Origin of the sequence: Paenibacillus sp. FSL H7-0942 (assembly GCF_045040715.1) — a bacterium.
Lineage (GTDB): Bacteria > Bacillota > Bacilli > Paenibacillales > Paenibacillaceae > Paenibacillus > Paenibacillus amylolyticus.
In genome coordinates this window covers 384411-398445 of the sequence record NZ_CP150279.1, presented here as the reverse complement: position 1 = coordinate 398445, position 14035 = coordinate 384411, and the positions used below count along the sequence as shown (strand labels likewise).

The window sequence follows — 14035 nt, the reverse complement described above, 5'->3', positions numbered from 1 at the left end:
CGAATAACACTTTCAACTATGCTTCGAGCTGTTTTGAGGTGTTTGGAGATCTAATGATCCTCAACCTGAACACCTTCAGTTAACCTCGCCCAATCGGATCGCAAATGACAACCTACGTGCTCCGTTCACTTCAATCCGGGCTTCCTTCAGTAAACCATTACGGGAGGCCACAGCCTGTTCCTCCAGATGAATTATGGCTCCCTGATCAAGCGCAGTGGATTCTACATACGCCCCCCGATACTCCGTTCGCACGCTATGATCCGTATGGGTAATTACCGCCTGTTCACGGCCATCATGGAACATCAACGGAATGAGTGCACCTGCCGCCGCAATCTCACCTTCGAATTCATACGTTATAGTCAGCACATCCGCCTGTTGTACATAATGGGTACGCAATGTTTCAATTCCCGGTAATGGACCGACCCATGTCACGGCAAAAGCATTCTCCAAGGCGTTCACGCCATCTTCTGCCGCTCTTTCCTCCAGATGCTGCTCCACTTGGTTCCATGTATCATCGTCCACCTTCTCATACACAATGGAACCACCTCCCTGAGCAGGGTCTAATCCAACATCCCGATCATATGCACCACCGGATGGAATCCCCTCTGCAAGACTGTGCCATACCCCATCTGGTGTCTTCCAGGCAGGACAGTAGCTGAGCGGTCGGACCTCCCCATCGGCAAATTCCGTGAATCCGGCCTGCACATGGCTGGCGGCGGACGGACCAATCAGACCAGGTAACCCCATCTGCTGAATCCGTACCAAACCAGGGAGCGTATACGGATCATTCATCGCCGTGTGTAATACCAGTTGCTGACCAGGTATGGAAGCAATCACAGTTTCAAACCACCCATCGGTCTGCAAAACCCTGCTGCCTAACTCGGAAGGAAGGTACACTTCGCTCACATCGTCTCCCGGATCACTGAGACAAGCGTGAGCCAGCGCTGCTGCCGTCCACAGATTGTAACAGGTATGGTTGGTATAGATTTCATACCCATGCCGATCTTCTGGCTTGTATTCATTGCGTACAATTTTCAAGCGTCCATCATCCATCTTCCAGCGCTCCACAGCAGCAAAACACCGATTGGCCGCACGTGCAAAAGCACCCGCCATCACCGGATCTCCCGCCTCCAGAGCGTGCGTTGCATGTGTAGAACATACATAAGCTGCGGCAGCTTCATTCCACTGATGCTGGGAGCTGCGACCACGCGGTGGAATCTCACCTAGCGGCGAGAGCGTCAGTAGCGAGCTGAACGCACCATGGCGCAGCTGCTCACGTAACGTATCGGCAGTGGCTCCCTCGTAACCAGCTTCAAGCATCACCCCAAGGTGATAACGGGTGGCAATATCATAGGAAAATGGACAATTCGGACGGTCTAGCGGTCCATCCTGATACAACCCAAGGGCCGTAAATCGGGGCAGATGATAGGCTTCCAGATAACGATCCATCCACGTTGTACCCTCATTCGCGAGCTGTTCATGCCACCGCAGATATTCACCAGAGATCATGATGGCGTTCCAGTTAATCATGCGATTGGGATTGTTCATCTTGCTCATCGTAAATACATAATCTTGTTCAGGACTGATCGTCTTGAGTGCCTCAGCCCAGATCTGTGCTTGTTCAGGCAGATGTGACTTCAACAACATGTAAGCTCTCATCATGAGCACTGGAAAAAAATCGGGGTGATTGTCAGGTGCGCTACCTTTGACCACAGCATCAATGCTCTGTGATAGTGCTGCCGCTGCGGAATCCAGCAGATCTGTACATCCCGCGTCAACCAGAACAGCCGCAGCCATCGCATAGGCTGGTGTAGAATAATACCTCTCCACACCCGAGAACGGGTCGATAATTGCACCCTGACTGTCCTGATATGATGTGTAAGCGCGAACAACACTTTCAACAAGTGCCAACTTGCGCTCCCTATTCCAGCCGTCTGCCGGAGGGGGGCCCGCTTGTTCTGCCAATGTACGGTAATGTTCGAGTTCGTCTTTCCATGGATACGTGGACGCAGATGTATATTTACTCACGCATGCTCACCTCGGTTTCTCCCATTTTCGGTTCAATGATGAAGCGTACCTCACATACCGTTTCAAGCGGATTAGGGTGTTCTGTCCGAACATCCGTCTCATCAATTGCACCTGTCCATGATAGTGACGTCCGATAGAATGTGACAGGAACATTGTCATGATCAACTGTGTTCATAACCTCCGTAAAGACCTGCCACTGGTTCGCATCATACGTCATATGGATCGCCCCATGTGCACCTTGCCAGCGAAGATTACCGCTCTTCACCACCTCAGGTTGTACTCTGCTCATCCAGCGCTCCACTACGCTCGAACATCCTGCATCTGAATCATCCACCGAAGAGAATCGTTCTGCCGAAGACACCACCCTGCTCTTCCATTGAAAACGGTCAATGAGACGCAATTCCGCTCCATTCCCGCTCCCGTCAGAAGCCATCTTCCAATGAAATTGGCGCGTATAACGAGCCAGTGAAGCTGCCCCAGAGTATGCGGATGTCAGATCCAATGTAGTATCCAGCTCACCGCCACCCTCTGCCAGCTTTGCCTCTAACACATGGGCTTGCGCTTGCCGACCGGAGCATTGCTCCTGGCCTTCAATGAGCGGAACGTTATGACCGGATGACGAGATGTGGAACAGTTGCTCTCTGCCTGGCGCAAAATACGCTTGGGTATACAACCCTGCTCCTGGATCACACAGAATATTCTCACCACCGCAATGGATAATGAACTGCCCCAGATCATTATGGTTGTGAGGTTCATCGTTATGCCCGCCTTTAATGGAAATAGCCACATGAAGGGGTGCGCCGTTCGCATGTTTTGTATCCGGAGAATCGAACGATCCTTTTGCAATCATCCATCCCAGATTTTGAAAAATAAATCCTCGTTCAGCCTGCCCAGAGGCACCTTCATCACCGTACACTGGCGGATCTCTCCACATCACGTTCCGCAACAGATGAGCCCAGCGATGACAGGGATCATCAGTAAGCAGTGGGATATGAAGCGGCAAATCCACCTGCAACCCAAATCGGGATGCGAGCAGGGAAAGCAATCCGGAAGGGATCTCTTCCTGCTCGGCACTGTCCGAATAATTCACATATGTGCCGCCCGACAGATGAACTCGCAGCGGGAAGGCTGAGATAGCTGTTATTTTGGAACCCGTCAGCAGATCTAGTTCGCCCTCACTGTACTCACGAAGCATCTCGGCATAATAGGTGAAATAACCAAATCCATATACCCAATATCCAATGCCTTCGGCACAGCCGCCATCCTCTCCATAACCGCTCAGGAATGCGTTCATACAGCTGACCGTATGGGAGATCGATTCCTGTAGTGTGGACTCATCCTCGAGCAGCAACAATGCGGCCATGCCACAGCACCCACCACAGACCGCCGACCAGTTGTGATCCGCTGTCTGCCAGTGGAACTTCCGTTGATCCCGGTAAAGCGGAGTGAAGATTCGCCGTTCTGCTTCAGACCTGATCCGTTCTATGACAAGGCGATCCAGCCGCTCGGCGTGAATGGTCACAATCTCGGCCAGCATATGTACCGTCTCTGCTGCGAACAGATCGATGTTCCCATTCACCTGGTTGACCTCTCCCGTACCCAGATGCGCGGGCAAACACCACGTATACTCACCACACACGTCCCACAACATTTCCTCCAGCGCCTGCAGTGCGTCCGGCCTAGCTGTGTCTAATGCGAGCATCGCCACAGCAGCAAGTCTGCCCCTTCGATCGAAATAAGCCTCTTCATAGGCTTTTCGCTCACCCATATCACTGAACTGTCGATATAGACGGAACGACAAGGAAGGCATGGGTTCATTCAAGGCACGTTCACCGTAAGCCTTCAAGTCTGTGTATAACGTAGCCAATTCAGGCCGGGATAACTTCTCCAAGAGTCTGTCGGCACTTAAGGATCTCAATGCTCTGCTCTCAGTTCTCCGTTGGTTTATATTTTCATTTTCGACTTCGTGAATGGAATCTTCCACTGGATTCACCACTCTTCGTTAATGGATTGTCATACTCACATTATAATGTAATCGATTTCATTTTACCGGATATAATAGCACTTTTGAAGAATTATCCATTAGAATCCTTTCCACGACGTTACGTCCTTCTCCTTCCTAACCAAAAAAAACGAAGAACCTTCGTCAGGTCCTCCGTTGTATTCGGCCTGTCACCACAGGCTTTTTATGGCTATCTCATCTTCTTAACTATCTTATGTCCTCAACTAATCCTGAATATCTTTAATGCTGCTGCCCATACCGCAACTGTCCGCTGTTGTTGTCGTTACACAATCGCAAGCGAAGAATTCTGTACAACAGACAACCATTGGCGTGCAATCAGCTCATGACCTGCTGCGGTTGGATGTACGCCATCCCACAACCAGTAGGCTGCATCCGCCTGTTTCAGAGCGTCATTAAACGTCTGCTGCAATGGCACCCACACAGCTCCAAATTCTTCAGCAAGACCTTGAGCCAGTTTCTGATATTGACCGATGTACTCTTCCCAGGCTTCCCATTTCTCCGCAGTTGCTCCGGTTCTCAGAATAAACGGCTCCATCAAAATCAGCCCCGTATCCGGCATCACTTCCCGAGTTTCTTCAAGCAAATGGCGATACGCCCGTCCGAAACGATCCGTTACCCCGCTAGGTTCACCATTCATCGTGCGCCAGGCATCATTAACCCCAATCAGGATGCTGATCAGGTCCGGTTTTAGACTAATGGTATCCTCATTCCAGCGTGCGTACAGATCGGATGCCCGATCCCCGCTGATGCCTCTGTTATAGAAGGTCTTTTGCTTACCCGCCAGTTCCATACCCAGTTTGCTGGAGATCAGATACGCATACCCATGGCCGAGAAAATGATTCGGATCATCATTGCGTGATCTTCCCCCATCTGTAATCGAGTCTCCCTGAAACAATATAACGGATGGACTTGTACTCATGATTGAAATCGTTCCTTCCTCTTGTGCAAAATGGAAACACTGAACACCTCAGTCTCCATTTTATCCCTTTCGGCTACAATAGAAAATAGCGTTTTCATCACTGAGGGTCGCCATCTTATGACTCTCCTAGCAATTATCCGATCCAATATCGCAAAATCATCATAGCCACAATACCGACCAATACGGTTCCAAGTAGACTGCGTGTCCAGATGGCTACTGCAATCGTAGGCAGGGAGGCCCACAGAGCTGCATTGTGCCTAATCGGCACTAACTGGTTGCCCGACATGAACAGTTCCTGACCAATCAGTGCTGCCATGACTGCTACGGGTACATACTCCAGCCAGCGTAATAACCACATTGGAATCTGTATCTTGCTGAACAGCATCAGTGGCAGTACACGCGGGATAAATGTTAATAGCGCCGAACCCATAATAATCCAGAATACATCCCATCTTACTTCCATCGTTCCATGAACACTCCCATCGTTGCCGCAATGACCGCAGCCACAATGACACTCATGCTGCCAAGTGAAGCCATGCTGGCGAAGATTACACAGACAACGGCGATAATAGCCACATTAATGTGTATTTTTTTGTTTTTGCGATGCACCAACTGGAGTACAACCAGTCCAATAAACATCGCTGGCAGGGCATAATCCAGACCCAGTCGTTCAGGATTGGTGATCCAGCGTCCAAAGTACGCTCCCGCCATATTAGCCACGAACCAGTTCAGATATGCGGTAATATTCAGACCGTGCATCCAGCGTTCACTGAGCCTTTCTCTGCCAATTGCACGTGTCATCGCAACGCCGAAAGACTCATCGGTAAGCAGTGAACCAATCCACATATTTTTAAGCGGGGTCAGATGCCGAAAATACGGTGATACAGCTGCACTGAGCAGCAAATGACGAAGATTCACAAAAAATATGGTGAACATGATGGCTATTGCTGATCCATTCGATGCGAGCATGCCTGCTGCAATGAACTGAGCCGATCCTGCATATAAAATCAGGCTGAGCAGTGCCGTTTCCGCCAGACTCAGACCTGCGGTCATTTCAATAACACCCGCCGCAAAGCCAATACTCAAATAACCAAGCAGGGTTGGGATACAATCTTTGACCCCCTGCATGAATGTAGCTTGATCCTGGACCTCTTCCATGTTCTCCTGTCCAGATATCTGTAGTGTACTTTGGTCCAACTGCCTTACAACCCCTCTCCAATTTCAGTCCCCATAAACCGATATATATGGATGTAGATCCATCCAGGTCCACTCTTCATGAAAACAACTTCTTTGTGTATTCAACATGACCAGTTACATGTCTTATGGATTTCACATTTTGCAGAATTCACTTCACATTAATTCAGAAATATACCACAAGATGTGCACTAAGGGAGAGACAGATTACTTTTTATAGAACAGATGTAATCCTAAATACCTACAAAATCGAAAAATATTTTCGCGAAACTCATAAATTATGTTGAATAAACGCGAAATTTGTCATACGATAGCACCAGAAACTTCTGGAAAGGATGGAATGAAATATCTTTTACCAGATGGGCTTGTCCACTAGACATGGGGATGGGTTACACAGAGGGGGAATGTGTATGAAAAAAATTCGTAAACAAGGGGTCAAAAGAACAATGCAGATGAGAGAGAAACTGATTTTGTCATTTGCCATTGTATTGCTCATTCCAACCATTAGTCTGGGCATTATCTCGTTCCAAACAGCTGATGCCAAGGTTGAAGAGAAAATGTATGAGAACGCGATCAGCAGTGTTACTGTGCTCAACCAGACCATTGACCAGATCATTGGTGCAACACGCAAAAATGTTGATTTCCTGGCAAGTCAGCTGGATGCAGGCAATGTCGGACCCAATCAGGGTGACGAAACAGATACCATCCGTACCTTGCTCGACGCTTATAAGGAAACGCATGATGACGTAGAACTTGCCTCCATCGGTACCGATCAGGGCGTGTATATTAACTCCCCTGTAACTGCGGTGAACAAAGAAGGATATGACCCGCGCGAACGCCCGTGGTATCAGGCTGCTACGCAGAACAAAGATGTCCCTACCGTAATCACCCCCTACTTATCAAGCAATACCGGCAATGTTGTTGCTTCGGTAGCTCAGACCTCAGCGGATGGCCATGGTGTCGTCTCTGTCAGCCTATCGCTTGAAGCCCTCTCGAAAACGGTTAACTCCACGAAGATTGGCGAGAAGGGTTATATCTATATCATTGATAATGCCAATAAAATCATTGTACATCCTACCGAAAAACCGGGGACCGAAGGAACCATGGCACCCTATAAAGATATTTTTGCACAGAAAAACGGAAGTCTGACTTATACGCTAAATGGAAACCAGGAACACGCCTTTTTCTCCACCAATGAAACGACGGGTTGGACCGTGGTTGGTGTCATTGACAGTGGGGAAGTGACGGCTTCTGTCCGTCCAATCCTATACACCACACTTATTGTTGTAGCGATTGCAATTGCGGTAAGCTCCATTATTATTTTCTGGATTGTGCAATCAATCACCAAACCACTGAACCGCTTGGTGAAGGCATCTGACGAAATTAGTAATGGTAATCTGACCATCGAAGTTGCTGTATTGGGACAGGATGAATTCGGCAAGCTGAGCACCAGCTTCAATAAGATGAGCGAATCCCTGCGAACCGTTATTCAGGACGTGCGACACACGGCTGACGAGTTAACCGCCTCATCCACACAATTGGCAGTCAACTCATCGGAGACAACCAAAGCAACAGAGCAAGTCGCCCTAATCACGGAAGAATCCGCAGCTGGACTTGAGAAACAAACAAGCAACCTGAAACATACGGCACTGCAGATGAATGAACTTGCTGGAGGTGTGGGACAGGTAACGAACAGCACACAGCAAGTATCCGAAGCTGCCATGCAAGCAAGTGAGCTCGCGGATAAAGGGAATGCTACCATGCAGACGGCCGTATCCGAGATGAGTTCCGTCAGTCGCTTTGTGCAAGGTATGGCAGATACTGCTGGACGACTTGAACAGCATTCCACATCCATTGGTGAGATGGTATCTGTCATTACAGATATCGCTGCACAGACCAATTTGCTTGCTCTCAATGCTTCTATAGAAGCAGCACGTGCAGGTGAGCATGGACGTGGCTTCTCCGTTGTTGCCAGCGAAGTCCGCAAGCTGGCGGAACAATCGAGCCTGTCCGGCCAGAAGATTGTAGAGATGGTCGGAGCGATTCAACAGGAGATTTCAATGGCCAATCACAATGTACAGATCGGGCAACAGGATGTAAGCAACGGCATTCGTGCCGTTCAGTTTGCAGATGAAGCTTTTGCCCAGATTAGTGAGGCTGTTGGGGTCGTCAATCATCAGCTTGAGAACATTGCAGCCGCCTCACAACAGATGTCTGCAAGTACAGCCGAAGTGGTGCAATCCATTGATCAGATCCACGCCATATCGGAAACCAATGCCGATGGAACAGAGAACATCTCTGCTGCTACGGAGGAGCAGGTGGCTTCCATGCAGGAGATATCATCCTCTGCTGATTCCCTTGCCCATCTGGCTCACAAGCTGCAGAAGCTGGTGGAACAATTCAAGCTGTAATCGTTGAACCAAAGATTATTTACACTGACACTACGATGACAGAATAACCTTCCAATCGCTGTTATCGTGTAAAAGATTAGTTCAACTTATATAATAATAAGTAGTCTGTAACACCCAAAGCCCCTTTGCCATCATATTGGCAAAGGGGCTTATGGGTTATAAAAGGTCAGGCATTTTAGAGAGGAAAATGCCTCTCCTATTCAGCAGATTGCTTTTTATCTCCGTGGTACCCTTGATCTCCGTAGGGCTCTAACTGTTCAAACCAGCGATTCAGACATTTGGCGAGTGCATCTTTGGAATCGTAATACGGGTTATCGTCTTGTTTCAATGTCTCCAGCACCTCAATCACAAACGCAGTCTCTCCATATTCATTCCATTCAGCCTGCAATCTTCGATTCAGATGGCTACCCATCTGTAACATAAACCGTTGTCCGTTAATGGTTTTCAGGTTCAGTGTGCTGTCGATATAAACTTTACCGTTACGTTCATTCCGAATTTGGTAGACGCCCGCTTCCGTTTTAACTTCTTTGGCCTGTTCCTGCAATTCTTTGCGACGATTCATCTTCTCCTGCTCCCCCTTTTCTTTGCGCTTCTGTTTTCCAACTTTGGCGCTCTGTTGATCTGTGTGGCTTCCCAACCAATACTGACTGCCGTCTGGCTCACGTTCCAGCAAACCATAGTCGACGAGATACCTCCGTATTTCCACGTAATCATCATGAACTTCCTTCAGCAGCTCATTGACCTGTTTCTCGGAATATTTGCGCTCTGTCTCGAATCGTTTGGCAATTTCGATGAGCACAATATATTTATGCTTTTGCTGCATATGAAATGTCGTCAGCCGACCGCCAGTACCCTCTGGAAAATACTTGTTTAACACCTTCTCCCGATCCTGTTCTGTAATATCAAATGAGTTCGGATGGATCGTATGCCCATGTCTTGTCACCGACGACACCCATTCAGCCGGGGCTTGGGTATCTTTACTCTTGAGAAGCTCCATTAATGCCAGAAATATCTTGGCCTGCCGTTCCTTCTCCTTTAATACAAACCGATGATTCCGGATCGTGGAAGCACTCCCGATGCCAAGGGTCTTCTGTACTTCAGCATCCTTCTTGCCTTCATAGAATTGTGACAACAAGCCCCGCTGGACATCAGACAATCCGGTTACGCTTTTATCCAGCTCCAGCAAATATTCAAATACCGATCCATGAACCTTCTCAATATGCACTCGCATATAACGGGCTGCCTCATAGAGCACTCCTTCTTCAGGATAGATAATCCCCGATTCCGTCCTGTATCCGCAGCAGACACATATATAGGCGGGACCCTCCTCCATATAACCACGCTTGATCTCTTCCAATGAAGCTGTTTGCAACCAGGATTCCGATGATTTCATGTAAAAGCTCCTTTTTATCATTGTATGGTCATTCCAACCGTATATCAATCAAATATTTTATAATTATGTTTGTTTATTTATAGATATAATATAGTTTTGTTTATTTTATGTCAATATAACGGAAAAGAATGCTATGTTTAAAGACATAACGGATGCCCCTTGTTCAACAGAAAAAAGACCGCAGGGTCGCAACCCTGCAGTCTCATCGCAGAAAGGGCATTTCAGCACCTTCCATAAGCATTTATCCTCAATCATTATCATTTCAATCTCTGTTACAACTTAAACCGTTCAATCATGCTTTGCAGATCTTCAGCCATACGTGACAATGCTGCCGAAGAAGCTGCAACCTCTTCCATTGTAGCCAACTGTTCTTGAGCCGCCGCTGATCCATCTTCCGTTCCAGAGGCAATTCTGTCCGACAGAACCATGGTATCACTTACTGCCTTGTTAATATGACTCATGCCGCCATCAATCTGACGGGAAGCCGCGGATACTTCTCCAGCTTGTGCAGCCACCAACTGAACCGCAGTACGAATGTTATTGAACGCTTCGCCCGCTTCTGTAACCATCTGCGAACTCTTCACCATACCTTCTCCCGTACGGGCAAAAGTGGATTGCACCGCATTGGTTTTCTCCTGCATTTCATGCATAAGCTCATTAATCCGCTCGGCTGAAGCGCCTGAACTGTGAGCCAGTGTCTTCACTTCGTTGGCTACGACCGCGAATCCGCGCCCTTGCTCGCCAGCTCTTGAAGCTTCAATAGATGCATTCAAAGCGAGAATGTTCGTCTGCTTGGCAATGGCCGTAATCTCGGCCACGATCACAAGAATCTCTTCATTTTTCGCGCGCAAATCCTCAATGACCACAGACATGGCTTTGCTCTCATCATTCACCTGCTGAATATGGGTAACCGCTTCTTCTACTGTAACCATACCCGCTTCCGACTTAGTGGATGCATCCAGAGCGATACGAGCGGTGTCTTCAGCACTTGATGAGATCTCTTTGACTCCAATGGACATTTCGCCCACAAGTTGACCTGTAGCAGCAAGACTATTGTTCTGCAAAGTCGTTCCCGCAGCTGCATCCTGCATCAGTTCGGCCACCTGTTCTGTGGCTTTGGATGTCTGCTCGGAACTTGCCATCAGTTCTTCAGAAGACGCCGCCAGCTGGCTGGACGTATCATGTACTTCTCCAAGCACACTACGGAGTGAGGTCGTCATCATATCGAAGCTTTCCCCGAGCTGTCCAAACTCATCCCGGCGCTGTAAACCTACCCGAACGGTGAGATCCCCGGCGCTTACTTTGGATGCTGCCTGCGTTAATTGCAGCAATGGCCGGTGAATGCTGCGGATAATGAATATAAGCAGAATCAACCCGATAACCAATGCAGATGCCACAATTGTAATTGCACGGATCAAAATAGGCATTACAGCTTCACTTGCTTCGGAAGGAACCATCTCGCCAACAATTTTCCAACCTGTCACCGGATTGGTGAAATACACAGCTTCCACTTCGTGACCATCATATGTATACTTCACCGTTCCACTTTCCTTCGTATACATCTCATTAATGTAGCTTTCATCCGACTGTGTACCGGATTCAATATTGTAGTGGAACAGGAATTTACCCCCGTTATCTAGCATGTACAGTTTGCCTTCTTTACCAATACGTATCTGATCAACGGATTCTTTCAGATGATTGAGACTGACATTGGCCCCGAATACCCCTTTGCCATCAGCCAGCTTGGCAGCTGCCGTTACAACCCATTCACCTGTTGTGACCGATTGGAACGTATCCGAGATTACAGGTTCGTCCTGGGACATGCCCATCGTATACCATGAACGTTCACGTGGGTCATAGATCTGTTCCCCGGGATCAGGAGATTTCATCCAGCTGCCATCTTCCGCACCTGCGGTGAGTACACCCAGTTCCTTATGATTCTGAGACATCCGATCCATCTGCCTTTGCAGTGCAGGGGATTTATTAATAATATCGTTTGAAGTAATACCCGTAGCCATCTGCGCTGCGTTATCCTTCTCCATATCCAGCATTTGATTTATCTGCAGACTAAGCATTTCTGTTTTGGCTTGTGCGGAACGAATAATTTCCATTTTAACCTGGTCAGCAGCTTTTTGATAAGACAACCAACCAACAGTAATGCTCGGTACAATCAGGAACAGGAGCAATGCAGCGATCAGGCGTTTTTTTACGGTTAAAGTAAACCAATTTCGAATCCTTTTCTTCATTAAACTATCCCCCATCATAATCTTCACCCATCCTTTTATCGGACATTTGCTGTAAAAATATTATGTATAGATACTAAATTAGAATAAATTTAATCTTTTTGGTCAGTTTAGATGGATTCACCTAATCCTTCTATTCGTTTTGACCCCCTTAGCGAGATCGTTTACAATGCTCATAAGCTGGCTATTCATGAAACGATTGGAAGGAGAGGATTCAAATCTTACGCAAGTCAAATGAAAGACAACGTATTTCCACGGTATATTCATCCATGTTCCGCATTCTGTTAGCGCTCATCCTGTGTACAGGCCCGATTCTGGGACAGGCTGGTATTACGGCATCCGCAGCGCAGGCGACGCAAGCAGTTCACATTGAAGTGAATGGTGAGCAACAATCCTGGAAGAACGCACCACTTATCATCAAAGGCTCAACGTTTGTTCCACTGCGGGATGTGGTCACATCGGTTAAAGGCACGTTGAAATGGGATAATCGCACGAAGACGGCTACCATTACCGTTGGCAGAGACAAGCTGATCCATCAGGCTGGCAGCAATTCCATTAAAGTAAACAAGGTCGATCTAGCTACAGGTGTGAATTCACGCACCGTTAACGGTACGTTGATGGTACCTGTTCGGGCCATGGCTAATGCAATCAAAGCAGACATCAAGGTCCAACGTACAGCCACGGGGCAGATGAGTGTAAGTATGGTCACTGATCAAGTCAGTCTGCTGAACAGCGAGGTTGCCAGCGTTGATACGTATCTGCGCGAGATCAACTATCCAGGTATGGCTCTGATCGCCCGCGATGGTGAAGTACTTCTAAAGCAAGGCTACGGACTTGCCGATGAACAGACGCTGAACCGCCCGGATCAGAAGACTCGAATCGCATCGCTGAGCAAATCCTTCACGGCCGCGTCCATTCTGAGTCTCGTGGAGGATGGTAAGATTAATGTGCAAGATCCAATCTCCAAGTATATCTCTGGTATACCAAAGGGAGATCAGATCACGCTGCATATGCTGTTATCCCAGACTTCAGGTCTGCCATCTGCATTTGGTCGGGGTGAAGGAACTTCTATGGAAGAGACTGTAGAGGAGATTCGCCACAAAACGCTGAAGTTTGAACCAGGAAGTGCCTATCTGTACAGCAACAGCGGGTATGTTTTACTTGCATACGTCGTTGAACAGGTATCTGGCATGAGTTATGCCGACTACGTGCAGCAGACGATACTGAAACCACTTGGTATGAAGAATTCGGGAGAGGCCTCCCGTAAAGTGCACACGATTAGTGGTTTTGTTCAAGAAGATAACGCATGGGTAACTGCACCTTACTATGTGTCTCAATCCGGATCAGGAACCATCTATTCCACGGTGGACGATATGCTGAAATGGGATCGTGCGCTGTATACGGACAAGATTCTAAGCCAGGATACGATTGAACAGATGTATGAGCCTTATTCTGATAAAAACTATGGCTACGCCTGGATTCTCAAAGAGAATGGCGCAAACCGTACCGTCTTCCACAACGGTAGTGGTGGCGGGTTTGCCACAGCCTTTTCACGTAATCTGTCCGATGATATCACCATTATCCTGCTTGGCAACCACGCAGGTATGGACATGACTTCACTTTTGGATGAAGTTGAGGCACAGACAGCCAAAGCACTGCAATTGCAATAATCTATAATTAATAGCTTATAATGAGCAAAGAGACGGTCCTTTAAAGGATCGTCTCTTTGTGTTGTATATGTTCTCATTTTAACGACTCACACTTCCGTTTCGCTCAACCCACAATCCATCTCTTCTCCATCCTGCAAAAGGTAGTTTTACTCAT

At 47.9% G+C, this 14035-nt stretch carries 9 protein-coding genes; 2 read left to right on the top strand and 7 right to left on the bottom strand.

All coding sequences use genetic code 11. The features are described 5' to 3' along the window. Nucleotides 1-75 precede the first annotated feature (75 nt). The 5 genes from MHI48_RS01890 to MHI48_RS01870 form a co-directional block, all read right to left on the bottom strand. Nucleotides 76-2028 (bottom strand): glycosyl hydrolase, encoded by a 1953-nt coding sequence (locus MHI48_RS01890; protein WP_076319589.1) that lies wholly within the window; start codon nt 2026-2028, stop codon nt 76-78. Further along, nucleotides 2021-4021, bottom strand: coding sequence for a heparinase II/III family protein (locus MHI48_RS01885; protein WP_143781523.1), 2001 nt, complete (start codon nt 4019-4021; stop codon nt 2021-2023). The genes MHI48_RS01890 and MHI48_RS01885 overlap by 8 nt, the downstream gene beginning before the upstream one ends. Before the next feature lie 292 nt (nt 4022-4313). Continuing rightward, complete coding sequence (locus MHI48_RS01880) at nt 4314-4970, bottom strand: SGNH/GDSL hydrolase family protein (RefSeq protein WP_076216567.1); 657 nt, start codon at nt 4968-4970, stop codon at nt 4314-4316. A gap of 133 nt (nt 4971-5103) precedes the next feature. Beyond that, complete coding sequence (locus MHI48_RS01875; protein ID WP_036673050.1) at nt 5104-5433, bottom strand: AzlD domain-containing protein; 330 nt, start codon at nt 5431-5433, stop codon at nt 5104-5106. Next, complete coding sequence (locus tag MHI48_RS01870) at nt 5424-6128, bottom strand: AzlC family ABC transporter permease (protein ID WP_036673217.1); 705 nt, start codon at nt 6126-6128, stop codon at nt 5424-5426. The genes MHI48_RS01875 and MHI48_RS01870 overlap by 10 nt, the downstream gene beginning before the upstream one ends. A gap of 446 nt (nt 6129-6574) precedes the next feature. On the opposite strand from MHI48_RS01870, the gene MHI48_RS01865 reads away from it, so the two are divergent. Beyond that, nucleotides 6575-8575: a methyl-accepting chemotaxis protein gene (locus MHI48_RS01865; RefSeq protein ID WP_076329889.1), complete on the top strand. Its 2001-nt coding sequence runs from the start codon at nt 6575-6577 to the stop codon at nt 8573-8575. 196 nt (nt 8576-8771) lie between these two features. Here the strand turns inward: MHI48_RS01865 and MHI48_RS01860 are convergent, their stop codons facing one another. Both MHI48_RS01860 and MHI48_RS01855 read right to left on the bottom strand, forming a co-directional pair. After that, nucleotides 8772-9968, bottom strand: coding sequence for a DUF2087 domain-containing protein (locus tag MHI48_RS01860; protein ID WP_076329888.1), 1197 nt, complete (start codon nt 9966-9968; stop codon nt 8772-8774). Between the two features lie 272 nt (nt 9969-10240). Next, nucleotides 10241-12214 (bottom strand): methyl-accepting chemotaxis protein, encoded by a 1974-nt coding sequence (locus tag MHI48_RS01855; protein ID WP_076329887.1) that lies wholly within the window; start codon nt 12212-12214, stop codon nt 10241-10243. Nucleotides 12215-12480: 266 nt separating this feature from the next. Between MHI48_RS01855 and MHI48_RS01850 the strand changes: the two genes are divergently transcribed. Next, complete coding sequence (locus MHI48_RS01850) at nt 12481-13881, top strand: serine hydrolase (protein ID WP_076329886.1); 1401 nt, start codon at nt 12481-12483, stop codon at nt 13879-13881. Nucleotides 13882-14035: the final 154 nt, after the last annotated feature.

Excerpts from the sequence above, each read along its gene's own strand:
- MHI48_RS01880 (WP_076216567.1), bottom strand. The coding sequence starts at position 4,970 with ATGAGTACAAGTCCATCCGTTATATTGTTTCAGGGAGACTCGATTACA.
- MHI48_RS01875 (WP_036673050.1), bottom strand. The coding sequence starts at position 5,433 with ATGGAAGTAAGATGGGATGTATTCTGGATTATTATGGGTTCGGCGCTA.
- MHI48_RS01870 (WP_036673217.1), bottom strand. The coding sequence starts at position 6,128 with ATGGAAGAGGTCCAGGATCAAGCTACATTCATGCAGGGGGTCAAAGAT.
- MHI48_RS01865 (WP_076329889.1), top strand. The coding sequence starts at position 6,575 with ATGAAAAAAATTCGTAAACAAGGGGTCAAAAGAACAATGCAGATGAGA.
- MHI48_RS01860 (WP_076329888.1), bottom strand. The coding sequence starts at position 9,968 with ATGAAATCATCGGAATCCTGGTTGCAAACAGCTTCATTGGAAGAGATC.
- MHI48_RS01855 (WP_076329887.1), bottom strand. The coding sequence starts at position 12,214 with ATGAAGAAAAGGATTCGAAATTGGTTTACTTTAACCGTAAAAAAACGC.
- MHI48_RS01850 (WP_076329886.1), top strand. The coding sequence starts at position 12,481 with ATGTTCCGCATTCTGTTAGCGCTCATCCTGTGTACAGGCCCGATTCTG.